The organism is Bacillus tuaregi (genome assembly GCF_900104575.1).
Classification (GTDB): domain Bacteria; phylum Bacillota; class Bacilli; order Bacillales; family Cytobacillaceae; genus Bacillus_BD; species Bacillus_BD tuaregi.
The window spans coordinates 104,953-129,991 of record NZ_LT629730.1; the positions used below are offsets into that span (position 1 = coordinate 104,953).

17 protein-coding genes and 1 pseudogene are annotated in these 25,039 nt (G+C 41.1%); 13 read left to right on the forward strand and 5 right to left on the reverse strand.

The window, feature by feature from the left end; all coding sequences use genetic code 11:
- Nucleotides 1-78: 78 nt before the first annotated feature.
- The 7 genes from rhaB (at nt 79) to BQ5321_RS01225 (ending at nt 8,890) form a co-directional block, all read left to right on the forward strand.
- Complete coding sequence (gene rhaB, locus BQ5321_RS01195; protein WP_071392805.1) at nt 79-1,497, forward strand: rhamnulokinase; 1,419 nt, start codon at nt 79-81, stop codon at nt 1,495-1,497.
- A gap of 17 nt (nt 1,498-1,514) precedes the next feature.
- Nucleotides 1,515-2,798, forward strand: coding sequence for an L-rhamnose isomerase (rhaA, locus tag BQ5321_RS01200; protein ID WP_071392806.1), 1,284 nt, complete (start codon nt 1,515-1,517; stop codon nt 2,796-2,798).
- A gap of 121 nt (nt 2,799-2,919) precedes the next feature.
- A complete protein-coding gene (gene rhaM, locus BQ5321_RS01205) occupies nt 2,920-3,234 on the forward strand; it encodes an L-rhamnose mutarotase (protein ID WP_071392807.1) in 315 nt (104 codons plus the stop codon).
- Nucleotides 3,235-3,259: 25 nt separating this feature from the next.
- Nucleotides 3,260-4,585, forward strand: a complete 1,326-nt coding sequence (locus BQ5321_RS01210) for an MFS transporter (RefSeq protein WP_071392808.1) — start codon at nt 3,260-3,262, stop codon at nt 4,583-4,585.
- Between the two features lie 134 nt (nt 4,586-4,719).
- Nucleotides 4,720-5,556 carry a rhamnulose-1-phosphate aldolase gene (rhaD, locus tag BQ5321_RS01215; protein ID WP_071392809.1) on the forward strand — a complete coding sequence of 279 codons (837 nt, stop codon included), beginning with the start codon at nt 4,720-4,722 and terminating at the stop codon, nt 5,554-5,556.
- A gap of 113 nt (nt 5,557-5,669) precedes the next feature.
- A complete protein-coding gene (locus BQ5321_RS01220; protein WP_187143713.1) occupies nt 5,670-6,821 on the forward strand; it encodes an iron-containing alcohol dehydrogenase in 1,152 nt (383 codons plus the stop codon).
- Between the two features lie 260 nt (nt 6,822-7,081).
- Complete coding sequence (locus tag BQ5321_RS01225; protein WP_084786583.1) at nt 7,082-8,890, forward strand: flavocytochrome c; 1,809 nt, start codon at nt 7,082-7,084, stop codon at nt 8,888-8,890.
- A gap of 241 nt (nt 8,891-9,131) precedes the next feature.
- Here BQ5321_RS01225 and BQ5321_RS01230 read toward each other — a convergent pair whose 3' ends face one another.
- Complete coding sequence (locus tag BQ5321_RS01230) at nt 9,132-11,219, reverse strand: FAD-dependent oxidoreductase (RefSeq protein WP_315970069.1); 2,088 nt, start codon at nt 11,217-11,219, stop codon at nt 9,132-9,134.
- 779 nt (nt 11,220-11,998) lie between these two features.
- On the opposite strand from BQ5321_RS01230, the pseudogene BQ5321_RS25015 reads away from it, so the two are divergent.
- The 5 genes and pseudogenes from BQ5321_RS25015 to BQ5321_RS01250 all read left to right on the forward strand — a co-directional run.
- A pseudogene (locus tag BQ5321_RS25015) lies at nt 11,999-13,018 on the forward strand (HAMP domain-containing protein); the annotation flags it as partial.
- Nucleotides 13,013-13,960 carry a methyl-accepting chemotaxis protein gene (locus BQ5321_RS25020; RefSeq protein ID WP_390622125.1) on the forward strand — a complete coding sequence of 316 codons (948 nt, stop codon included), beginning with the start codon at nt 13,013-13,015 and terminating at the stop codon, nt 13,958-13,960. The pseudogene BQ5321_RS25015 and the gene BQ5321_RS25020, both read left to right, overlap by 6 nt.
- A 406-nt stretch (nt 13,961-14,366) precedes the next feature.
- The gene (locus BQ5321_RS01240) at nt 14,367-15,290 is read left to right on the forward strand and encodes an outer membrane protein assembly factor BamD (protein ID WP_071392812.1); all 924 of its coding nucleotides are present in this window, start codon (nt 14,367-14,369) and stop codon (nt 15,288-15,290) included.
- Between the two features lie 56 nt (nt 15,291-15,346).
- Entirely contained in the window at nt 15,347-16,171 is an 825-nt protein-coding gene (locus BQ5321_RS01245) for a cell division site-positioning protein MapZ family protein (protein WP_071392813.1), read from the forward strand.
- A gap of 421 nt (nt 16,172-16,592) precedes the next feature.
- Nucleotides 16,593-19,943, forward strand: coding sequence for an S-layer homology domain-containing protein (locus tag BQ5321_RS01250; RefSeq protein ID WP_071392814.1), 3,351 nt, complete (start codon nt 16,593-16,595; stop codon nt 19,941-19,943).
- A 341-nt stretch (nt 19,944-20,284) separates the two neighbouring features.
- Here the strand turns inward: BQ5321_RS01250 and BQ5321_RS01255 are convergent, their stop codons facing one another.
- Nucleotides 20,285-21,202, reverse strand: a complete 918-nt coding sequence (locus BQ5321_RS01255; protein WP_071392815.1) for a helix-turn-helix transcriptional regulator — start codon at nt 21,200-21,202, stop codon at nt 20,285-20,287.
- An 80-nt stretch (nt 21,203-21,282) separates the two neighbouring features.
- On the opposite strand from BQ5321_RS01255, the gene BQ5321_RS01260 reads away from it, so the two are divergent.
- A complete protein-coding gene (locus tag BQ5321_RS01260; protein WP_071392816.1) occupies nt 21,283-21,777 on the forward strand; it encodes a GyrI-like domain-containing protein in 495 nt (164 codons plus the stop codon).
- 310 nt (nt 21,778-22,087) lie between these two features.
- Here BQ5321_RS01260 and BQ5321_RS01265 read toward each other — a convergent pair whose 3' ends face one another.
- The 3 genes from BQ5321_RS01265 to BQ5321_RS01275 all read right to left on the reverse strand — a co-directional run bounded on the left by BQ5321_RS01265 (nt 22,088) and on the right by BQ5321_RS01275 (nt 24,807).
- Entirely contained in the window at nt 22,088-22,612 is a 525-nt protein-coding gene (locus BQ5321_RS01265; RefSeq protein WP_071392817.1) for a hypothetical protein, read from the reverse strand.
- Nucleotides 22,605-23,216: a TetR/AcrR family transcriptional regulator gene (locus tag BQ5321_RS01270; RefSeq protein ID WP_071392818.1), complete on the reverse strand. Its 612-nt coding sequence runs from the start codon at nt 23,214-23,216 to the stop codon at nt 22,605-22,607. Before BQ5321_RS01270 ends, BQ5321_RS01265 begins: the two co-directional genes overlap by 8 nt.
- Before the next feature lie 247 nt (nt 23,217-23,463).
- Complete coding sequence (locus BQ5321_RS01275; protein ID WP_071392819.1) at nt 23,464-24,807, reverse strand: MFS transporter; 1,344 nt, start codon at nt 24,805-24,807, stop codon at nt 23,464-23,466.
- Between the last annotated feature and the right edge of the window lie 232 nt (nt 24,808-25,039).

The following is a 25,039-nucleotide window of genomic DNA, read 5'->3' on the forward strand; positions in this document are numbered from 1 at the left end:
ATGAAAACCTATCATAGTACATCCATAACTATTTCGTAATAATTCAAAAAGCGGCTGCAACTGAGAGGTGAGAGTTAAATGACAAAGTACAGCATCGCCGTCGATATCGGAGCTTCCAGCGGAAGACTTATTTTAGGCTATCTTGAAAGCGGTTTATTGCACTTAAAAGAGATTCATCGCTTTGAAAATAAAATAATCAAAAAAAGCGAGTTCTTCTGCTGGGATGTGGATGCGCTTTTTCAAGAAATAAAAAACGGATTAAAAAAGTGCAAAAGAATGGGGATTCAGCCGGATAGTATTGGGATTGATACGTGGGCCGTTGATTTTGTGCTATTAGATGAACAGGATCAACGATTAACGGACGCCGTTTCATATCGCGATCCACGGACAGATGGCATGATGGAAGAGGTTTTTAAGCTGATTCCAAAAGAAGATCTCTATTTCGAAACCGGAATCCAATTCCAGAAATTTAATACCATCTATCAATTATATTCGATTAAAAAGAATCATCCTGAAATCCTGCAAAAAGCCAAATCCTTTTTAATGATACCTGATTACTTCAATTTCTTATTAACAGGAAAAAAAGCAAACGAATACACAAATGCCAGCTCAACACAGCTCGTGAATGCTTTTACAAAAAAGTGGAACGAAGAATTGCTGGATACATTAGGGATTAATAAAGAAATGTTTCAGGAGGTTCAATTACCGAAGACAATTCTCGGGAATCTATCAGAGGAACTAGTTTCTGAGCTTGGGTTTGATATGAAGGTGGTGCTTCCGGCAACACATGATACAGGTTCAGCGATTATCTCGGTGCCTGAAGAGGATGAAACCATTTATATCAGTTCGGGCACTTGGTCATTGATTGGTGTAGAGAACCATTTTCCGATTTGTGTTCCGCAAGCGATGGAATACAACTTCACGAATGAAGGTGGAATGGACCACCGTTTCCGGTTCTTGAAAAATATTATGGGGCTTTGGATGATCCAAGAGGTAAAACGGAACTACCATGATGAGTATTCCTTTGCTGACTTTGTCGCATTGGCCGAAGAAGCTAAGGGTTTTAAGGCCATTGTCAATGTAAATGACGATCGTTTTCTAAAGCCTGACAACATGATAGAAGAAATACGGAACTATTGCAGGGAAAATAACCAGCCTATACCTAGCACACCGGGCGAAGTCGCTAAATGTGTCTATGATAGTTTAGCGGCAAGCTACCAGGCGACAGTTGCAGAAATTGAGATGATTTTTGAAAAGAAATTCGAGCGAATTAATGTGATTGGCGGAGGCTGCCAGAATGAAATGCTGAACAGGCTGATTGCGGAAGTCACGCAGAAGGAAGTGTATGCCGGACCTGTTGAAGCGACAGCGATTGGCAATATTGCTGCTCAACTGATGGCGCTCGGTGAGATGAACGATATTATGGAAGCGCGTTCAGTCATTAGGAAATCTTTTGACGTGAAAAAATATATGCCTCTAGCAGCCTTAATGAACTAATAGAGAGGAAGAAAAAAATGTCTATTCTAGCAAACTTTCAATCAGCAAAGCAAGCCTATGAAAAATGGGGAATTCATGTAGATGAAGTATTAGAAAAACTAAAAAATGTACCGATTTCGATTCATTGCTGGCAGGGCGATGATGTAGGAGGGTTTGAGGTAAATCCAAGTGAATTATCCGGCGGAATTGATGTAACAGGAAACTATCCAGGAAAAGCAAGAACACCTGAGGAACTGCGCCAGGACCTGGAAAAAGCCTTGTCACTCATTCCAGGTAAGCATCGTGTGAACCTGCATGCCATCTATGCAGAAACAAATGGAGAAGCTGTTGAACGTGATCAGCTGGAGCCGAAGCATTTTGAAAACTGGGTGAAGTGGGCAAAGGAAAACGGCCTTGGTCTAGATTACAATCCAACCCTATTCTCGCATCCAAAGGCAGCAGACGGTCTTACTCTTTCACATCCGGATGAAGAAATCCGTGAGTTTTGGATCGAGCATTGTATCGGCAGCCGTAAAATCGGTGAATATTTCGGGAAAGAGCTTGGTACACCTGCACTGACAAATATTTGGATTCCAGATGGTTATAAGGACGTTCCGAGCGATCGTCTGACACCTAGGCAAAGATTAAAGGATTCTCTAGACAGAATTTTTGACGTCGAAGTCGATGAAAACTATAACCTCGATGCTGTGGAAAGTAAGGTTTTTGGCATCGGCTCTGAATCCTATGTTGTGGGATCTCACGAATTTTATATGGGCTATGCATTGAAAAACAATAAATTATGTCTATTGGATACAGGTCACTTCCATCCAACGGAAACAGTTTCAAATAAAATTTCTTCGATGCTGCTATTCAGCGAAAAGCTGGCGCTGCATGTTTCAAGACCGGTTCGTTGGGACAGCGACCATGTTGTCATCCTGGATGATGAGCTGCGTGAAATTGCTCTCGAAATTGTTCGCAATGATGCACTAGACCGCACCATTATTGGACTTGATTTCTTTGATGCAAGCATTAATCGTGTGGCAGCGTGGACGATTGGGACACGCAATATGATTAAAGCCCTGCTATATGCTCTATTAACACCAAATGAGTACTTGAAGCAGCTCCAGGAAGAGGGAAATTTTACTGAAAGATTAGCGTTGATGGAGGAATTCAAAACTTATCCATTTGGCGCCGTGTGGGATTACTATTGTGAAAAAATGGGAGTTCCAACAAAGGAAAACTGGCTTGAGGATGTAAAGTCCTACGAAAAGGAAGTATTAGCACAGCGTACTACAGAAGAGTGTGTCGCTGAACTAGTTTAATAGCATAAGAGCGGGATACCCAAGGGTTCAATGCCTCCAGGGTATCTCCCCTAAAAGAGCAGGAAAAATATTTTATATAAATAAAATGAATGCGATTACAACAAAAGAAAGGAGAACCAGCATGATTAGAAAAGCCTTCATCATGACCGTGTACCCGGACAAACATGAAGAATATGAGCAGCGTCACAACGAGATTTGGCCTGAAATGGTTGACGAGCTGCATAAGCATGGAGCCAAGAATTATTCGATTTTTTTAGATAAGGAAACAAGTAAGCTGTTTGGTTATCTGGAAATTGAAGATGAAGAAATATGGAGTCAAATGGCCGCTACTAGCATCAATCAAAAATGGTGGGAATACATGGAACCGGTAATGGAAACAAATCCGGATAAAAGCCCGGTTTCATTAGATTTAAAAGAAGTTTTTCATATGGACTAATTTATTATTCATAGGAGGAAACATCATGGCCAATGTATCAAAGCTAGGAGCCAAGAAGACAACGGGCTGGAAAGCCACCATCTCCGTTGCGATGGCTAACTATATTGAAGCAGGTTCGATTATTGCAGCAGCAAGCAGTTTAACACTTTGGCAGGCTTATCTTGGTATCGATAGTATAGCAGTCGGTTTATTAAGTGCATTGAGTGCGAATGCGTTTGGTGCCGCAATTGGTGCTTTAATTGGCGGGCCTTTAACAGATAAGTATGGAAGAAAGTTTATTTTTACCTATGACTTGTTAATGTACATGGTAGGTATTCTACTCATTGCGGTTTCCGTGAATTTCCCAATGCTCTTAATCGGTACCGTCATTACAGGTATTGCGGTCGGCGGCGGGGTACCGGTTGCATGGACCTATATTGCTGAAGAATCTCCAACAGATAAACGTGCAGCCCACGTAGGTGCCGCGCAGCTTGCTTGGTCAATAGGACCGATGATTACCTTTGCTTTAGCGGTTGCGTTAGCGCCACTTGGATTACTTGGATCTAGAATTATCTTCTTTCACCTCTTAGTTGTCGCCGCTGTCACTTGGTATATGAGACAAGGCTTAGACGAATCAAAACTTTGGGAAGAGCAAAAAGCACAAGACATTAAAAATGAAGCTCGTGGGATTGTACAAAAGAGTTCTTTTAAAGAATTGTTTTCACTAAAAGTAAATCGTCAAGCATTATTTATGCTGATTGGAATCTACATGTTCTGGAATTTAACAGCAGGAGCAATGGGTTATTTCATGCCTTATATTTATGAAAATGTCGGCGGTTTGACAACAGGTCAGGCAAACATGCTGCAGGCCTTCCTATGGATGTTAACAGTAGTGACTACGTATGTTGGATTTATGAAATTAGCAGATAAAGTGAGTCGCAGTCTTCTATTCGGTATCGGAGCTGTGATGGGTGTCGTTGCATGGATTATCCTAACGTTCATGCCAATGACTTGGCCGACATTAATTGCATTTGTTATCCTATGGGGTTCTGCTGCAGGTATCGGAGCACAAGCCTTCTATGCATTATGGACAAGTGAGCTATTCCCTACTCGCTATCGTGCCAGCGCACAGGGCGCCATGTACTTTATCGTTCGTACCGGTATCGCGATTTGGTCCTTCATCCTGCCAACATTAATGCTGACGCTAGGATTTAAGGTGGCTGGAATTGTCATGATTGCGTTCTTAGTCATCCACGCAATCATCGGTATTGCTATGGCACCAAATACGCAAGGTAAAACACTACAGCAGATTGAAAAAGAACGTTATGGGGATTTAGAAGAATACAAGATTAGCAAGGCAAGTAATAGTTAAGGTGTCAGGCATCATTACATTTTTTAAGAGATTATAAGGTACTTATTAGCATTATTAAAAAAAAATCCGACTCTATCATTTAGACTGTGGATGATAGAGTCTTTCCATTAAATACAGTAAGGAGTGCATGAAACATGATCCCAACAATTGAAAGACAATTTATTTATACAGCTCCATTTTTACAAGAAATGGTTGAAACAACGTCTAATCTTTACCGCTTAGGCTGGGATGAAAGAAACGGCGGAAATATTAGCTATCTATTAAAAGAGGAAGAAGTTCGTCCGTTCCTAGATGTTAACCAAGCGGTTCGAACTATACCGATGAATTTTGATGCTTCTGAGCTTGCAGGGAAATATTTTATTGTGACAGGTTCTGGGAAATATTTTAAAAATGTTGAGAAGGATCCGAGTACATGCTTGGGAGTCATTCGGATTTCGATGGATGGAAAAAGCTATGAAATCCTTTGGGGTTTTGAGGATGGCGGAGTGGCGACAAGCGAGCTGCCAACCCATTTAATGAACCATATGGTGCGCTTGTCTGTAGACCCAAATCATCGAGTGATCATGCATTGCCATGCGACCCATCTAATTGCCATGACCTTTACGCATAGCCTAAAGGAGGAAGAGATGACAAAGACCCTATGGGAAATGTGTACAGAATGTCTTGTTGTATTCCCCGAAGGTGTTGGCGTGGTTCCATGGATTGTTCCGGGCACCAATGAAATTGGTGAAGCAACGGCTAAAAGAATGAAGGATGTCCGTCTTGCTCTTTGGCCGCATCATGGTGTGTTCGGCGCTGGTACAACCATGGATGAAACCTTTGGTTTGATTGAAACAGCTGAAAAAGCTGCAGAGGTATATACCATTGTTTGTGCTCAAGGCGGGAAAAAGCAGACCATCACAGATCAGCAGTTGCAAGACCTTGCGGATGCATTCAACGTGGTTCCTCGGGAAGGGATTTTGAAGCTGTAAGACTAGAAATATATTAATAGATTAGTAATTAATAGAGAGTATTTAAGGGACGCTTTTGTCCCTTTATTTAAACATATGGTTGTGAAAATCTGAACAATTTGTAAGGAGGAAAAATAATGAGTCATGTATTTTATGTGCCAAGCATTAATTTAATGGGAAGAGGCTGTCTAAAGGAATTAGGTTCACAAATGAAGGAATTTGGATTTAAAAAGGCTCTTGTTGTAACTGATAAGTTTTTAAATCAATCTGGAGTAGCGGGAAAAGTAACAGCTCAGTTGGATTCTATTAATCTAGATTACATCGTCTATGATGATGTAAGGCCAAATCCAACGACTGAAAATGTTTATGCCGGCGTCGATGTATTTAAAACTAATAACTGCGATGTACTTGTGTCCATTGGCGGCGGGTCACCGCAGGATACAGCAAAAGCGATTGGTCTGTATGTCACAAATGGCGGGGACCTAAGGGATTATGAAGGTGTGGGTAAAACAAAAAACAAAGCGGTACCGATTGTAGCGGTGAACACAACTGCAGGAACGTCAAGTGAATTCACGATTAACTATGTGATTACGGATAAAGAGCGCGAAGTGAAAATGGTGATGGTTGATAAAAATTCTTTAGTAACCATTTCTGTAAACGATCCAGAGCTAATGGTAAACAAACCAGCGGCATTAACGGCTGCAACGGGAATGGATGCACTCACGCATGCCATTGAAGCGATTGTCACACCGGGAGCTTATACCGTAACGGATGCCACTGCCCTTGCTGCTGTTGAAATTGTCTTCAACTATCTGCCTCGTGCTGTAAAGGACGGATATGATATTGAAGCGCGTGAACAAATGACCTATGTCATGTTCTTAGGTGGAATTGCGTTCAATAATGCAGGCCTTGGCTTTGTCCATGCGATGGCACACCAGCTAGGCGGCCTTTATGACCTGCCGCACGGTGTATGCAACGCGATGCTTCTGCCAATTGTAGAAAGGGAAAATGCCAAACGCGACCCAAGAAAATTCCGTGCCATTGCCAAAGCAGCAGGCATTGATGTGGATGGAAAATCAGATAAAGAATGTGCAGAAGAAGTTATAGAAGCCATTAAATCACTATCCAAGGAAGTAGGAATTCCAAATACACTATGCGAACTTGGCGTAACGGAGGTTGATTTAGATAAGCTGGCTGACAATGCCCTAAAGGATGCCTGTGCTCCAGGCAACCCATTCGAGCCTACCAAAGAAGAAGTTATTAGTATGTTTGAGGAGATTTTATAATTTAGCGGTCACTGTGATCAAGCCCCCAATAAATAGACATTTTTAAAATACGACATTACTAAAAAGAAAAATAAATAGATTTTTTTCATTGATTATTACCAGTTTGGTCATTATCTGTACATATGTGAATAAACCATGTAAACGCTTAGAATGATAGAATTAAGTTGTGATTTATTTCACATGAGACTTTTCACTTTTCGCACTTTTACGAAGGAAGGGTGGGTCTTATCACATGAATAACAACTTAGGAGGAAAAACCAATGCAGAAGAGAAAAGTCAGTATTTTATTGTTGTCCCTCATGTTGATTCTAGCGATGTTTTTAGCGGCATGCGGAAAATCAGAATCAACTGACACAGCAGACACATCAAAATCTGAAGCAGAAGGCTTTACGCCTGGTACGTATACCGGTGTTGGCAAAGGAAATAACGGTGAAATCAAAGTAGAAGTCGAAGTAGACCGTGAAAAGATATTGGCAATCAACGTATTGGAACATAAAGAAAGTGAAGGCATTTCCGATGCAGCCATCAAAAATATTCCACAATCCGTCCTTGACGGTCAAACATTGGCCGTTGACATCGTTTCAGGTGCAACAAACTCTTCTAAAGGTTTAATCGCTGCGATTACAGAAGCCATAAAGGCAGCTGGTGGAAATATCGATGAACTAAGCAAAAAACAAGCAACAGCTAAGAAAGAAGATAAAGAGTATACAACAGATGTTGTGGTAATTGGTGCAGGTGGTGCCGGACTTTCAGCAGCCGTTTCAGCACATGAAAATGGCGCGAAAGTAGTTGTTCTTGAAAAAATGTCCCAAGTAGGCGGAAATACGATTCTATCAGGATCTGCTTATAACGCAGTGGACCCTAGCAGACAGGAAGCACAGGGAATTGAAGACTCTGTGGACCTGCACTTCCAACAAACCTATGAAGGCGGAGACAAATTAGGAAATCCTGAACTAATCCGTACGTTAGTTGAAAATGCCTATCCAACTCTTCAATGGTTAGAAGGCAATGGAATGGAATTTAAAGATGAAGTCTTTACCGTTCTTGGTGGCTTATGGCCACGTGCCCATAAACCAGTGAAACCACTAGGAACTGGTTATATTGATACTTTCATGAATTACATTGACGGAACAAATGGTGAAGTAGAAGTACTAGTTGAAACAGAAGTAAAAGAATTAATCATGGATGGCGATCGCGTAGTCGGTGTTCAAGCAGAAGGAAAGAATGGTAATGTAAAAGTAACTGCAACAAAAGGTGTCATTATTGCAGCCGGTGGTTTCGGTGCGAATGTTGAAATGAGAAACAAATATAATGAAACATGGCCTGATCTATCAAGCTTAAAAACAACTAACCACACTGGAGCCACAGGTGACGGTATGGTAATGGCAGAAGCAATTGGTGCGAACCTAGTTGATATGGGACAAATTCAATTATTACCAATGGGTGATCCGGAAACAGGAAGTCTTAGCGGTAACATCGAGCAAGGGGTAGAAAACCGTATCTTCGTTAATAAAGACGGTAACCGCTTTGTCGATGAAGGCGAAAGACGTGACGTGATGACAAAGGCTCTTATGGAACAGCCAGAACAATTTATGTGGACAATTGTTGACAAGCATTCATATCCAACTGGAGATACAAAGAATAACTTCAATGAATCTATTGATGAACTAGTGGCTGCAGGCCGAGCTTATCAAGCGGATACATTAGAAGATTTGGCTAAACAAATGGGAGTAAATCCGGAAAACTTTGTGAAGGCTGTTGAAGACTTCAACAAAGCGGTTGAAACAGGAGAAGATGCATTTGGCCGTTCGTTATACGACCAAAAAATTGATACCGCTCCATTCTATGCTGGTAAAAGGGTACCAACAGTCCACCACACAATGGGTGGAATCCAAATTAATACAAATGCCGAAGTATTAAACAAAGAAGGCAATGTCATTCCTGGATTATTTGCTGCCGGCGAAGTAACAGGCGGAATCCACGGTGCCAACCGTCTTGGCGGAAACGCGTTAGCTGACATTAATACATTTGGTAGAATTGCTGGTAAAAATGCAGCGTTAGCTCAGTAATTCAGAACACAGAACACAGAACAGGTCATTGTGACCGCCCGAAGTTATAGCCAAAAAACTCTCACCTAAACAAATATAAAAGCAAAAAAAGTGTGCCATTGATGTATTGATTTACTACGAAATCAAACATCACCATAATGGCACATTTTTCTTATGTTATTTTTTTACAATTATTTTGAAGCATCAGAAGAACCGTCCCCGCGTTTCTCCTTTCATGCATTCAGCTTCTGTCCTAGTCATTTTACACCGGCTGTAAAACTCGGCTTTCGCGTTGTTCAATGCTGCGGGCTGCGTCATAGGCATCCCAAATGGCCTTCATCACACTTTCAGGCCTGTCGGCATCGCCAATCAGATACACGTTTTCAGCATTCACTTCTTCGTATAGTCGGTTGTCGCTCTCATATCCTGCAGAAACAACAATGTGGTCAGCTTTAATTTGTGATGGCTGTGGCATGCCGGCGGATCCGATGGTAAACGGCCTTTTTGCCCGGTTGGCAGCATTTGGATAATTTTTCACCGTCGTCGTTACATAGGCGATTCCATCTTCATATTTTGTAACGTTCGAGGATTTCAAGACATTGACGTCATAGTAATCCAGCATTTCCATAAGCATATTATAGTTGGCCGCGGATAAGCCAAATGAATTCAGAATCGTATCCTGTGCTTCAACGACCGTCACGTTTTTGCCCTTTTTACCCAACTCACAGGCCAGTTCAATTCCTGTTAAACCGCCGCCTACGACAACGATATCTTCTCCATCGATTGGATTATGCAGCAAGGTATCGACTGCATAGGTTACCAGATTAGAATCGAAGCCAGTGATAGATAGCTTTCGTTCCTTAGCGCCGGTCGCAATGAAGATATCCTCATAATCATTTTCCGCAATCCATTCCTTTGTCACCTCAGTGTGGAAATGAATATTGACGCCTAAATCATTCATTTGTTTGATATACCATTTGAGTAAGCGGCGGTCATCTTCTTTATAGTCAAAAGCAGCTGCAGCAATAAAGGCGCCGCCGAGCTGATCTGTTTTTTCCACTAAATCAACCTGATGCCCTTTGAGTGCACAGACACGGGCAGCCTCCATTCCCCCGAGTCCGCCGCCGACAACTAAGACCCGTCTTGAACGCTCGGCTACTCCAATATCATACGTATATTCTCTGGCACAGGCTGGATTCACGGCACATGAGATGTCTTTTCCTTGAAAAATGGCAGACAAGCAGCCGTTGTGGCAGCCGATACATGGACGGATATCATCCAAAGCGCCGGCAGCAAACTTGTTGGCAATTTCTGCATCAGCCAATAATGGACGACCCATGCCCATCATATCGATATCACCATTCGCAATTGCTTCATTCGCTAACTCAGGGTCATCAAATTTACCAGCGCAAATGACAGGAACGTTTACATGTTTTTTCAGCATTTTAACATCCTCTAAATTGCAGGCCTTTGGCATATAAACGGGTGGATGCGGCCAAAACCAAGAGTCGTAGCTTCCGTTATCGCAGTTCAATGCATCATACCCAGCCTCGACCAGTTTTTGCGCCACAAGGAAGCTTTCCTCATAATCCCGGCCAAACTCTTCAAATTTTTCCCCTGGGAGTGCGCCTCTGTTATAGCCTTTCATATAGCTTTTTATACTGTAACGCAATGTGACTGGGTAATCATCCCCGCAGGCCTCCTTAATCGCTTGGACAATTTCAACCGGGAAACGCAAGCGATTTTCCAAACTGCCGCCGTATTCATCGGTTCGATGATTGGCGTAGGCCATTGTAAATTGATCTAATAAATAGCCTTCATGAACGGCATGAACCTCGACGCCGTCAATTCCAGCCATTTTACATGCTAACGCTGCATTTGCAAATTGTTCTATATAACTGTGGATTTCCTCCTTCGTCATTTCCCGGTTCTTCTTCGTCGGATCCCATACATTTGGCAATACACTTGGAGCCGGGTCCTCTGGATTGGTGCTTGAGCGGCCGGATAGGGCAGTGATTTGAACGATGACCTTTGAACCATATTTATGTATGCCATCTGCTAAATACTTTTGCTGCTCAATATATTTATTAAACCCTTCCCCTCGGTCGCCGGGTCCATGGCCCTTTGGAAACCAGCCGACAGGAAGCAATCCAGTAATAATTAACCCGGTGCCGCCCTTGGCTCTTTCAATGTAATAGTCAGCGCCTTCTTTCGTGTACGCTCCGTTCGGGCCCATCAACCGCGGACTAAAAACCCCCATCGGCATCATCGCAATACGATTCTTCACTTCCATACTTCCAATTTTAATAGGAGAGAACAAAGCTGGATAACAGTTAGCCATCTTAAACATCCCTTTCACTAGATAGGTAGTAGAAGCACTTACCTCTCTATTATAAATATTTCCAAAAATGGAATCATTGCATATGTTCGATATTTCACAAATAATTCTTAATTGAATTAAATTGTTCGATTTTGTGTAAGGAAGCGTGATTGAACTAAGGTTGTAGCCTTAGGGGGTGGAATTCCTGCTGAGTATTGAAGATTGGAATCAAATGTTTCTTAATCAAAACCAATATTTATTCCTGCAAAGTCCTCTCCCTAAATAAGTTCTCAAAATGCTTAATAAATCACAAATATTACTATTGTATAATAATAATAATAAGATGAAATTTTCAAATTTTAATAATATGTAAGTTATATAAGGGGGATTGGGTGATGGATATTTTGCAATTGCGATATTTTATTTCGGTGGCAGCCTATGGCTCTATTCAGGTTCAGTGACAGGCACGCCCCGAGGGTTGTCTTTATTTGTCGAATGAAGTTCGGAAGGGAGGTCCGTTGTCCCGAAGGAAATAGTTGAAGAGAATGAGAAGTATGCCCTATCTCTAAATCAGAGAGATAGGGCTATTTTTTGTAAAATAATGAACTGGGATGAGGGACTGACCCTTGTCCCAGGTGATATAAATCATAGAAATAATAAGCCTTTTAACCTAAAATTAATAAATATGTAGCTATGGTTATGGATAGAAGAGTTACAAAAAGACAAAATATTTACAAAAAAGGTGCTCATTCAAAAACTATTATAAAGAGGTTATTCGTGTGAAAAAAATCTTCAGTCGTATAAGCCGTATGAGAATCAGTCATATTAGAACAAAATTAACTTCAGCCTTTAGCCTTATTTTAATTATTCCTATTCTTATTGTCGGTGGGTTGTCTTATGTAACTGCCAAAAATACGGTCCAGGATGAAATTTTGGCAGGAATCGATGAAAATCTAAATTTAGTCAATTCATCTATTAATCAAGTGATAGAAGCGAAGGCGAAAAACGTAGAGTACTTTGCCGAAAATGCTCCGACTTCGTTTGATGAAGAAAGCACGGCAACCGATTTACTGCAAAGGTTTGAACAATATTATAAACTCAATGATGAAGTAACGAATATTTATATTGGTACGGAAGATGGAGCATTTCTTGAGCAGCCTATTACCGATTTGGACCCGGATTATGATGCAAGGGAAAGAGATTGGTATAAGGAATCGATGGCACAAAAGGGTCAGGTGGTGCTTTCTGAACCCTATCTTTCAGCAGGACTAGATGAAATGGTGGTCACGCTTTCCCAAACAACAGCTGATGGAAAAGCGGTTATCGGTATCGATATTGATTTGGCTTACCTGAAAAAATTAATTAACCAGATTAAGGTGGGTGAGGGAGGATACGCCTTTTTATTAGATGCCAATAAGAAGTACCTTGCACATCCCGTGAACCCCGAAGGAAGCGAGGCAAGTGAAGAGTTTTTCGATAAAATGTACGTAAAAGATCGAGGAGAATTAACCTATGAGTTCGGCGGTGAACAGAAAATTATGAAGTATATCACCAATGACATAACCGGCTGGAAATTAGGCGGGAATATCGTCACCGCAGAGATTAGTTCACACACTGCTTCCATCCTTAAGGTAACCGTTATCGTCATGCTGCTTTCTGTTTTCATTGGTTCTTTAGCCATATACTTTATTATTCAATTTATTATTAAGCCGCTAAATAGGATTAAGGAAAAAGCGATTACGATTAGCCAGGGGGATTTAACGGAGCCGATTGACATTAAGACGAATGATGAGATTGGGCAGCTGGGCAGGGCATTTAATGAAATGCAGGACAGCCTGCGAAACCTTGTCCAGAAAATCGAACGAAGCGCTAAGCAAGTGACAGATGCATCTGAGGAGCTATCAACCAATGCGGTGCAGACAAGCACGACAACGAAGCAGGTGACGCTGGCGATTCAAGAAGTGGCAGGAAGTGCGGAAAAACAAACACAAAAGGTAGACGAAAATGCGCTAGCACTTGAGAAGGTGACAGAGGGTGTGATACGGATTGCCGAGAGCTCGACGAAAGTCTATGACCTTTCCCATCATGCGATGCGATATGCGGAGGATGGCGGGCAAGCGGTGCAGGATACGGTAGCGCAAATGCAATCGATCTATGATTCTGTTACAGAATCGAACCAAGTGATTAAATTATTAAATGAGCGTTCAAAGGAAGTCAATTCTATCTTATCCGTCATTACGAGCATTGCGGATCAAACGAACCTGCTAGCTTTAAATGCCGCGATCGAGGCAGCCCGTGCAGGTGAGCATGGCAAAGGCTTCTCCGTCGTAGCGGAAGAGGTGCGGAAGCTTGCGGAGCAATCTCAGCAGTCAGCGAAGGAAATCTATAATATTATTGAGAGAATTCAAGTAGATACCGGCAACTCTGTTGCGATTATGGGCCGTGTTATGGAGGATGTCCAGAGTGGGGTCAACGTATCCAATGATGCCATTGAAAAGTTTAATGACATCATTCAGTCGACGAAGGAAATGACACCGCAAATGGATGAGGTATCCATGGCCGCTCAGCAAATGGCCGTTGCCATCCAAGCGGCGACGACGATTTCAACTGAGCTATCCGCCATCGCACAAGAAAATGCCGCCACATCAGAGGAGGTTGCCGCCTCTACAGAAGAACAGCTAGCCGCCATGGAGGAAATCACCACTTCCTCGAACACTCTTTCAGATATGGCTGAGGAGTTGAATGGATTGGTAGCGCAGTTTAAGTGGTGACAGGCACCGCCCGAAGTTTGTTGGTATTTGTCGAATGAAGTCCAGAGGACCAGGTCTACACAGTCCCATTGATAAGCACTGGAAGAGAATATGTATTAACCCTATCTTGTCATTCGGTGAGATAGGGTTTTTTATTACTTTTAACTTCATTCAGCAAATGCCTTTTGTACCGAAAGCTTGCGACAGGAACAGAAGTCCTCCACTTCTATAAGTGGGGGATGAATGCAAATGGTCTTCGTTTCAGTGGGGGTTCAAACCCCGCCTGAATGAAGTTAAGCCTCCGGACGCAAATTCGACGGGCGAATTTGATTAATAGAGTAAAATTTTCATATGGAAAATGAACTTTTTACTATATTCTTTAAGTAGGGCTTACAATAAAAAATCAGAAATGGACGGTCGACTGTATATGAAAACATATCATGTGAAGATCAGAATGGTAGTCTTAATAGGGGTATTTCTGCTTTTAGGGGGATGTAGTTCGAAAACGGACGCCATCTATCAGGAATCGATCCAAAAAGGACTCGATGCGATTGCAGAGGATGATTTCAGCAAGGCTGAGGGACTATTCGAGATGGCGTTGGAAGCGAAGGAAGATGATGTGACGGCAAAGGCGTATTTGAGCCAGGTCCAATTATTTTTACAGGCGGATGATTTTATTAAACAAAATAACATAGATGATGCCGTACATTCGCTAGATAAGGCGATAACGGTCAAGGAGGGATCAAAGGTAATTGCCGCTAAATCACAGGCAAAAAAGGAAATAATTCTTACGTACCAGGAAAATCAAAATACATATCTTTCACTACTCAATGATGCCAAAGGTCTAAACGAATCCGGCCAATATCAAGAATCTAACAATAAGCTTGACGAATTACTGAAGGTAGATTTAACCCCGTTTACCGCAATGAAAGATGAAGCTGTGAAACTAAAGGAATCTAATAATGCAGCTATTAGGAATGCCGAAATTGCACAAGCGCAACAAGAAGCTCAGGAGAAGGTTGCAGCAGTGGAACAGGAAGCACAGAAAAATTCAAAACCCAATACTCTTTCAGCTGACGATGTAGTGATACACTACTCGATTTCTAATGATGGTGAATTAGAGCTCCTTATACGCTCTATCATACTGAAAGTTGGGCAAAGATTAATCCTTACAAGGGATGATAACAGCAATGTAAGCGAACGTACATTATTTAGTGCAAATGGTACCATTGACATCTTTGATAATACGAAGGGGATGATTGCAGTAGCCCCTGGAACCACAGACATTACTATTATTCCTGGTGAGGACTGGGATAAATCTAAAGTAATAGAAGTAACTGTGATTAATTAATAACAACCTGTAATCACTAGAAGTAACGATAAGAAACAGACTAGGAGAGAGGTAAAGTGACATTACAAAATTTAAAAATGCTCATGATTGTCTTTAGTGTAATAATCATGGTTCTTGCAGGCTGCAGTTCAAAGACAGATGAATTGTATCAAGATTCAATCCAAAAAGGACTCGATGCGATTGCAGAGGATGATTTCAGTAAGGCTGAGGGACTATTCGAGATGGCGTTGGAAGCGAAGGAAGATGATGTGACGGCAAAGGCGTATACGAAACAAGTTCAATTGATTTTGGAAGCGGAGGATTTCATGAATCAAAATCAAATAAATGAAGCTGTACAAGTGCTAGATCAGTCAATAAAAGTAAAAGAGGGTTCAAAGGTAATTTCAGCTAAGGCGGAAGCCAAAAAGGAAGCGCTAGTCCAGTTTCAGGAGAATGAGAAGAGTTATAACGCTCTGTTAACTGAAGCAAAAAACTTAAACCAATCGGGTGATTTTTCACAATCTAATGAAAAGCTGGATGAATTACTTCAAAATGATTTATCAACGTTTGTAGCCCTTCAGGATGAAGCGATGAAGCTAAAGGATTCAAACCATGAATCGATTAAAAATGCTGAGATTGCAAAAGCGAAGGAGGAAGCCGACAGGCAGGCTGCGGAAGCGAAAGCAGCTGACCCATTTGAATGGGCTCCTGGTATAAAAGAGGAGTTTGAACGGTCTGTTGTGGACGAAAATGGTTATATCGATTCACGAGATAATATTATTTATAAAAAGGATTCCGTTAATGACAACAATGAAGGTTTTTATGCGGTATATACGATGATGGACGGTGAAGAAGTCTATGTTGTTTATGTGAATTGTAAGACAGGATGGTATCACGGATAAGGGGTAACTTCGATGCAGCTAGACGTTTCCTATTGTATAGGTGGCTCCCGAAAAATCTGTTTCACGGTGTTCCAAAGGAGAAATAACCGAGAAGAACAGGATGTATGCCCTGTCTCATAGAGAGGTAGGGTTATATTTTTTAGCTAAAACTCAGGAACAGCGATGTCCCGGAGTCCTATTAAGGCATGGCCCGTAAACAGAAATCTCCATTCCTCCCTGCTTTTATTAGACCTACATTCAATCTAGAAAATCCAGGTCCACAGGCACCCCTCTCGTAAACATAATTAATAGTATTCTTATATTAATAAATATATTATCGCGAATATATGGTACAATTATACCGATTAAAATCCGAGAAAGGAGGTATTATTAGAGGGCTTTACCGAACTAAACAGTCGTATAGGAGGGAAGAAAATTTTTTATGAAAAAGACGGTCTTAAGAAGGGTTTCTTCTATATTTCTGAGTCTGCTATTAGTATTACAGGCTGTACCGCTATACATAGCTGCAGAAGGAACTCAGGATGATGAAGGGTTTAAAGATGCAGAAGATTTCGTCAAATATAACCGAGAGATTAATCAATTAGTTCAGCTAGGCATTATCCAAGGATATCCAGACCAGACATTTAAACCGGATAAGTCGATTACTAGAGCGCAGGGTGTAGCAATGATTATTCGTGAAATGAAGCTGGATACATCAAATCGTCAAGATCCACACTTTAAGGATATGGATCCAGGCTATCGATTTTACGCTGAAATAGCAACTGCAGTACAAAAGGGCATCATTGATGGTTATCCCGATGGTACATTTAGACCTAATGAAGAAATGACTCGAAGTCAAATGGCTAAAATCCTAGTAGGTGCATATCATTTACAGCTGAAAGAGTCAGAGACTAACAGTTTCAAAGATGTACCAGCGACCTATTGGGGATATGAGTTTATAAATATATTAGCTTCTAATGGTGTCACTCTAGGGCATACAGATGGTACATTTGACCCTACAGGAAAGTTAACCAGACTGCATTTTTCTCTTTTCCTCTCACGCTATATTAATGAAGTAAAGAGTGAACAACAAGATGCAGAGGTTGAACAATTAAAGCAACAATTTGAGCTCAAAGCCGATCAAACGAAGGTTTCCAATGGGCAGACGGTTTCACTAAACCTTCAAGTGAGTCAACACGCTGAGGCAAATTATAAGACGTCTTGGAAAGCAACAGCTGGAAAATTAACTGTGGCTGATGATGGTAGGAGTGCTACATGGGAAGCGGAACCTAATAGTACAAAGGATTACACCGTTACAGTAACCATTGAGGCTACCTTAAAGTCAGGGGAAACGATTACTTTTGACAAAACGATTGTCATCTCGACCACTAATACAGGTGGAAGTTCAGGCGGTGGGGGAAGCCCTGCTCCAGAAGGTGATGATACAGAGGTCATAACAGATCCATCTGAGGAAGAGACAGATGAGAATGACGGTTCGGAGGATACAGGAAATCCTGACGATTCAGGGGATACAGGAAATCCTGACAATCCGGAAGATACAGGAAATCCTGACGATTCAGAAGACTCAGGGGATGATGAGCATCCAGAGGATACAGGGGATGATGCGGATTCTTCAAAAGAGGTTACGTATGAAGAAAATGTTTCCGAAATAACGGATGAACTTCTCTCCTCATTAGAAGCTGTAACGTCAGGTGATGAGCTCTACTTCTCAAATGAGGCTGACCTCTCTGCCTATCAAAGTGGAGATATTCTGTTGTTGCCACCATCAGAAGAATTTCCTAATGGACTAGCGGCAAAATTAGGTGAATTGAGCACGAAGGACGGTTTTCAGGTATGGAGCTATACGAATCCAAAACTTGAAGAGGTTGTAGTGGAGCTGGATATTGATAAGACGGTCCCTGTTACGATTGATCATATTCTCCCGCTTGAAGGGGTAGAGGTAGAAGTAGCAGAAGCAGAAGCGGAACCACAGTCTAGTTTTCGGATTGCTTCTACTATAGAAGATGAGGTGAAGTTTGGTCAGGATATCATTTTTAAGTTTAATAAGAAGCTATTTGAACGGGATACTAGTTCAGGAACCTCTTCCTTAGACTTAACCGGTGATTTAAGGCTTCATGCACCAACAGTATATGCAAGGCTGAAATATGATGGCCTATTTTTGGAAAATGGTGTAGTCTCTTTTTCAGCAAGTCAGGAAGCAAACTTCTTATTAGAGGGCTCTGTAGATGTAAAGAATGAATACAAAATACCGCTTGCCCAAATTTCAATCCCTGTGTATGGGGCCTTCACTGCGAATGGCACAATAGATTTCGTTGTTTCCATAGAGGGTGAAGCGCACCTTGAACTAAACATTCATGAAGAATTAGGCTTTAAGGCAGGGGTTGAGGTGACGGGTGTAAGAGATGAAATTGGATTCGTTCATTATGAAACGAATACCTATAGTTATCCTACGGCAGAAATCAATGTGGAAACAGCCGAGCTTTCTGGAAAAATTAAGGCTGAAGCGGGACCTGTAGCAGAATTAAGTGTTGGTTTTAAGCAAATAAATATTGCCGGAGTTGAAACTAGCGCGGGAGTAGAGGGTTCGATTGAGGCGAATGGAGATAGCGGAGAAGCCTGTATACAGACTGAGGTTTATAAGTTTGTGACAACCGACTTAACCTGGGGTTTCCTAACTTATGAAACCATACCGCTTATCCCATACCGTGAACTAGTATCTGAAAGTTCATCCTGTACAGGGGACGATGTCTCGCCGGACCCAGAACCTGAGCCAGAACCAGATCCTGTTGAAGAAACACCCTTTCTTCTTTGGGAAAAAAACTTCATCGGTACTTCAGGTGTACCGGTAATCGGCCCTGATCACAATATTTATGTTAATGAATCGGGTGGTTCATTAGTTTCCTTGACTCCACAAGGAGAGAAACGTTGGCAGTTTAGTACACCAACTATCCTGGGTGACCCTGTTATCTCTGAGGACGGCATTATCTATGCGAAAAGCTTTAACGATCTATATACGTATAACTTAAACGGTGAAGAAATGGGGCAGATTCCTTTTCAGTCAGAAAAAGGAGATGTCGGAAACCCGATTCTTTTCGAAGATAAGCTGTATGTTCCAGTTTCTTCCTTAACGCATGGAACTTGGATTGCTGCCTTTACAAATACTGGGGAACGATTATGGGAAAAGCAAGTCTCCGATGATTATATCCATTCAGCCCTTAGTATCTATCAAGGAAATTTATATTTAACGTCTGGAGGAAGTTTATACTCATTTGACCTACAAGGGAATCAGGTTTGGAAGTCAGAGGACCTTTATTTATGGGGAAAACCATCCTTCGGTGAAGATGGATCTGTCTACGTTGTCTCGCCTACCTTATCTAAGGTATTGGCCTTTGATCAAACTACAGGTGATAAAAAGTGGGAGATAAAAACCGATTATTTATTTGCTGGTGACTCAGAAGTCACAGTTTCTCCAGAGGGACACCTCTATGTGAACGGAGCAGATAAAATTTATGTGATTAGTGCAGAAGGGCAATTAATCGCCACCTACTTTGTAGAATATTGGACAGCACCTGTTTCATTTGATTCATCAGGAAATGTGTACGTTGTGACAAGCTATTTTAACGTATCAAAAGTGATTAAATATGACCAGAATCATAATGAAAAACAGGTCTTTGAGTATACAGGTGATGGACGGATCGATAACCGTCCAACAATAGGAGAAAATGGAGTCGTGTACGTAGGTGGAACCAAAACGATGGCCATTCAGTTTTAGGTCATTTTTGGGTGCCCATTTTTGGGTGCCTGTCACCGCCCGAAGTTTGGCGTTATTTGTCGACATTAAGGAATAAGAGAAGCTCAGTAGTCTAAATATTAGAAATTAAATATAATCTAAGCCCTATCCTCTAAATTTGAGAGATAGGGTTCTTTTATTTAACTTCATTCAGTGGGGGTTCAAACCCCGGCTGAATGAAGTTAAGACTCCGGTGGATGTTACGGATTTTTTTAAGGTAGTTTATCGAGCGAACTCAGGTAATCCGGACGCAAATTCGACGGGCGAATTTGATAAATATAAGAAGTAGATTTCATTAGTAGCTCACACCGTTTATTGGTGTTTCACTGTGGTCGATAGTTGTTAATCACTTTTTCCAAATAACGATGAAACTCCTGTTTGAAAATACCGCCGTCTACAATTTGGGCATTTGCTCCTAACTGTAAAATAAAACGATAGGCGTTCTCCACATTTGGAAGCTTCAAGTCTGCATAGTAGGTGTCATCATCACACGGTGTAATCACTGAGATGCCAAAGCGTTCAATAATGATATCGCGGACCCGCATATTCGCTTTCAACCGAACCGGATAAACTGGAGGGAGCTTATCCTTTGGAATTTTGTCGATGACGCTATAATCTCGTGCCTGAAAAGTTTCGTTTGTAAATTGCAAATTCGACATGCGCGCCAAGCGAAAGGTGCGAAAATCCTCTCGTTCATAGCTATAGCCCTGTAAGTACCAGCGCTCCCCTTTATACATCAAGTGATAGGGTTCAACTTTGCGAGAGGAGTGTGTGCCATTTACATCATAGTAGTCAAATTGGACGATAATCTGATCGCGAATGGCCTCTTGTAAAGACTCAGCGACCGCCTTCAATTCCTCTGTTCCTGGCCACCCGGTAAAATGCAAAGAAAAATCCAGCTCATCGTTTTGTTGTTCCGTTTGCATAGCACGGATTTTCGTGATGGTTGATTTGATTTCCGGACTTTGAATCAACTGCTCCACACCATGTAAGGCCGTTAATATATTTTGTAAATCCTTTGAGGTTAACAGCTTTTTATCCACCTTATAGGTAGACATGAGTCCAATTCCACCATCTCGACCCGGAACCGTATAAATGGGAATATTCGCCATGCTAAGCGTTTCGACATCGCGATAAATCGTCCGTGTTGTCACCTCAAACGTTTCTGCTAGTTCAGTGGCCGAAACTAACTCCCGCTTTAATAGAATCATAATGATAGAAATTAATCGCTCGATTTTCATAAATATCTCCGTATATATGACAGACTGCTGTCAAGGTTTGTTGGTTATAGTATAAATACAAATGAAGAAAAGAGGAATGAATGATGACAAAATTAACAATCAAGCATATCGATGAATTACAATTAACTGGCTATAGTACGAGCGTGCCACTCCCAACAATGGAAAATGTGGAGGAAGTATCGAAACAAAAGACCGCACACTTCGGGTCCCTTGCCAAAAGTGGCAAATTTGGTGCGCTAATGGCTGGCAGCAGAGATAAAATCGGTTATGCGGTTGGGACAACCAGCAGTGATAGCTTATCCTATTTCGCAGGAGCAAATACGACGACCGTTGTGGAAGATGCGGAGCAATTAATTCTGCCGGCTAATGATTATGTCGTGCTTACGGCAGAAGGAGGTCAAAGCCGAAAATTATTCGACCAATTAATCCGCCAATTTTTTGGAGAAATATTACCCAATCATCCAGAGCTTGAGTATGAAGATACGTATGTCATTGAAATGTTAGTAAACGGAAATCCAATGGATGCGGTTGTTGAATTAGCCGTCCCGGTGACAGGCACCGCCCGAAGTTTGTAGAATTATGTCGACCTTTGTAAATTAAGAATAAATACAGTGACAAGTACATGTTTCCCTGCTTTTTGGATTCAGGTACTTGTCACTTCTATTAAGTCAAATTCATCTTGCTTATCTGGATTTCAGCAATACTCATGAAATTATGATTCTGATTCCCTATAAGTCATCATCGGTTTCACTATATGGAAGTAAATATTCATCAATTAGGCTTTCTTCCCCTCCTACAATTTTATAATTACTATATAAAATGGAGTAAATCACTATTGAAATCTCCCCCTCCTTTTTCAAAAACGTCCCGCCCTCATCACCATCCTCAGTTTTTCAATTGCTCCTTTATATAACCTCTTATTTCCGAGTGGTTTGTGTATAAGGTAATACTATAAAGAATCGTCGAGGCCGCTATGGTAGACCAAAGAATCCAATCTCCTGAACCAGTCAGGAAATGAGCAAGTTCAACCATTATGGATTCACCACCATTTTTAAAACCAGAGATGATAGTAGAAAAGTTAAAAATAAATATAACGATAAACCGACCGATAATCAGCAGAAGCAACCCGATGATATAATTAATTCCTCCGACCGTACTTAATTTATGCTCATGATACATGACTCTTGTTTTCCGTGCCTGAATGTTGCCAATGACCGCACCTAATGCGAGAAGAATGATTAACTCGAACAGCATGGTCGTGCTCAATGTATTCGGCAAACTGGAATAGGTTTTATATAATGCCAAAATAGGCAGTCCGATAAAATCAAAGCGATTAACTTCCTTCGGGATAAATTGCCGAAATATCAATAGGCCGATGGCAATGAGTATAATGAGCGAGATTTTATCCATTCGGTACTGTCCCCTTTTTATTACTTAAATAGTATTCGATTAATCGGTCTACCTTGCTTTCCGTATAGAATGCCGGACTTTGAAGTACATGGATGACCATGCCATCGATAAAAGCATAAAGAGTTTCAAGCTCTAATTCTACCTCGGCTTTTTCATCCACATATCCTAAATCTATCATCAGGTTCAACATCATCTGCACCATATTCCTTGAATAACGATCCATCCTTTGCTGTAATTCGAAAAGTGTCGGATCACTGAAGGAACGCCCTAAGAATGAGATCCATACTCTTGCTTCCATTAATTCCTCATCATCAGTTGGAATAAGGAAATTCATTAACCCTCTTAAAGTTTCTTCCTTTGTTCCAGTAAATGTTTGGGACCTTGCCTTTGCCCGTTCCTCCATCCGATTTAATACTAAATTCATCGCATAATGTATAATTTTCTCTTTCGATGAAAAATTATGCTGTATTAAGCCAACTGACATTTGGGCTTCCTCTGCAATGTTTTGTATTGATGCTTTATCAATTCCTTTATTTAAAATCACTCGCCAAGTAGCAGCAGCAATTTGATTTTTTCTTTCAACAAGATCCACTTTTTTTGGCATGCAATAACACTCCTCTCTTTTAACAATATGATTATATTGTATAAAAAGTATTTTGGCAATACAATTATATTGTAAAAACAGGCCGGGTGACAGGCAGTATCCAAAAGTGCGAAGTGACCGGCGCCATCCCAATATTATCTACCGCACGAAAAAGCCCTATCCTCCAATTGGATAGGGCTAACTTTGAATAATCTTCATTCATCCACCTGAACTAGCGTATAAAATTTTTGAAGCATGGTTCGTATTCTTAACTAGCAGATGTGTCCACCTGTTTTTTAGTATTTAAAACCTTCGCTCCTTGCTGATTGGCCAAGAAAACAGCTAATGCGGCAATGACTCCTGGAAGAGCAAATACTAAAAAGTTTACCTGTAAAGTTAATTGTGAAGCGAGTAAAATACCGCCAATGGTTGGTCCAAGGATTCCGCCAATACGTCCTACGGCTAATGCCCATCCTAAAGCGGTTGAGCGCATCGTGATTGGGTAGAATTGAGAAGTGTAGGAATGTGTAAGGTTTTGTGTTCCAACGGTTGCGGCACCTGCAATCGCTACCAAAATATACAATAGAACCATATTGGTTGCATATCCTAAGCTTGTAATCGAAATAGCGGCAATGACAAAGAACAGAATAAGTGCTTTCCCAACACCCCAACGGTCCGCTACCCATCCCATCAGAATGGCACCGACAGTCGCGCCGACATTTAACGCTAAAAGGAAGCTTAAGCTTGAACCAAGCGGGAATCCAGCTTCGGTCATGAATTTCGGCAGCCATGTATTTAATCCATAGATCATCAATAGGGACATAAAGTAGGTGACCCAAATCATTACGGTTAAAAGGGCTCTGTTTTCAGTAAATAAATTCTTAACAGGAGATGAATCTTCCTTTTGTTTATTTAAAATAAATCTTTCATTTTCTGTTGGTTGATAAGTGGAATTTAATTTTACAAGAATCTTCTGTATTCCTTTGTAGTCATTTTTAGAAACTAATGTTCCGACTGAGTCTGGTAATGACTTTACGAGGAACGGCAGGAATAAAATAGGAAGGGCACCAAAGAAAAAGACGGACTCCCAACCAAAATTAGTAATCAGAACCATACTTAGTAATGCAGCGACAACGCCGCCAATGGAATATCCGGCCATAATCGTCGCAATCATCCGGCTGCGCAATCCTTCCGGGGAATACTCACTAACTAATCCAATTACATTTGGCATCATACCACCTAAGCCTAAGCCAGTAATGAATCGGAACACTCCAAACATTTCTGGAGTTGGGGCTAATCCTGAAAGAAGCATAAAGAGACTGAAGATAAAAACACAAATCAAGATAATCTTTTTACGGCCTAGTTTATCTGCCAATGTTCCAAAGATTAAGGCACCAAACATCATGCCGAATAAGGCATAGCTCCCATACATCCCTGCTTGAACAGCAGAAATTCCCCATTCTTCCATTAACGTAGGGACAACTGCACCATAGATGGTTAAATCAAACCCATCAAATAGCATTAATATGGCACCCCAAAATAGTAACACACCATGAAACTTGTTAAATTTTGTCTTCTGAACGATTTGTTCAGCATTCGTTGTTACTTGCATTGTCTTTTTCCTCCTTCGATGTCATTTCCTTTATAAGTGCAAATGCTGATAAAAAATACATTAATATCATAACCACTATGCATATAGTGTTTATTGAATAAAAAAATGAGAAATACTATGTTGCGCCTTTTGAAAGTGTGGCGACAGTATTTCTATTATTCTTGGGGTTAATATGTTGTCTGGGTTCAGTTTAGTAGTATGCGCTTTCATAGGTAAGAAAAATTATCGCTAT

Excerpts from the sequence above, each read along its gene's own strand:
- BQ5321_RS25020 (WP_390622125.1), top strand. The coding sequence starts at position 13,013 with ATGCAGGACAGCCTGCGAAACCTTGTCCAGAAAATCGAACGAAGCGCT.
- rhaB (WP_071392805.1), top strand. The coding sequence starts at position 79 with ATGACAAAGTACAGCATCGCCGTCGATATCGGAGCTTCCAGCGGAAGA.
- rhaM (WP_071392807.1), top strand. The coding sequence starts at position 2,920 with ATGATTAGAAAAGCCTTCATCATGACCGTGTACCCGGACAAACATGAA.
- rhaD (WP_071392809.1), top strand. The coding sequence starts at position 4,720 with ATGATCCCAACAATTGAAAGACAATTTATTTATACAGCTCCATTTTTA.
- BQ5321_RS01275 (WP_071392819.1), bottom strand. The coding sequence starts at position 24,807 with ATGCAAGTAACAACGAATGCTGAACAAATCGTTCAGAAGACAAAATTT.
- rhaA (WP_071392806.1), top strand. The coding sequence starts at position 1,515 with ATGTCTATTCTAGCAAACTTTCAATCAGCAAAGCAAGCCTATGAAAAA.
- BQ5321_RS01255 (WP_071392815.1), bottom strand. The coding sequence starts at position 21,202 with ATGAAAATCGAGCGATTAATTTCTATCATTATGATTCTATTAAAGCGG.
- BQ5321_RS01270 (WP_071392818.1), bottom strand. The coding sequence starts at position 23,216 with ATGCCAAAAAAAGTGGATCTTGTTGAAAGAAAAAATCAAATTGCTGCT.
- BQ5321_RS01260 (WP_071392816.1), top strand. The coding sequence starts at position 21,283 with ATGATGACAAAATTAACAATCAAGCATATCGATGAATTACAATTAACT.
- BQ5321_RS01230 (WP_315970069.1), bottom strand. The coding sequence starts at position 11,219 with ATGTTTAAGATGGCTAACTGTTATCCAGCTTTGTTCTCTCCTATTAAA.
- BQ5321_RS01250 (WP_071392814.1), top strand. The coding sequence starts at position 16,593 with ATGAAAAAGACGGTCTTAAGAAGGGTTTCTTCTATATTTCTGAGTCTG.
- BQ5321_RS01265 (WP_071392817.1), bottom strand. The coding sequence starts at position 22,612 with ATGGATAAAATCTCGCTCATTATACTCATTGCCATCGGCCTATTGATA.
- BQ5321_RS01240 (WP_071392812.1), top strand. The coding sequence starts at position 14,367 with ATGAAAACATATCATGTGAAGATCAGAATGGTAGTCTTAATAGGGGTA.
- BQ5321_RS01225 (WP_084786583.1), top strand. The coding sequence starts at position 7,082 with ATGCAGAAGAGAAAAGTCAGTATTTTATTGTTGTCCCTCATGTTGATT.
- BQ5321_RS01210 (WP_071392808.1), top strand. The coding sequence starts at position 3,260 with ATGGCCAATGTATCAAAGCTAGGAGCCAAGAAGACAACGGGCTGGAAA.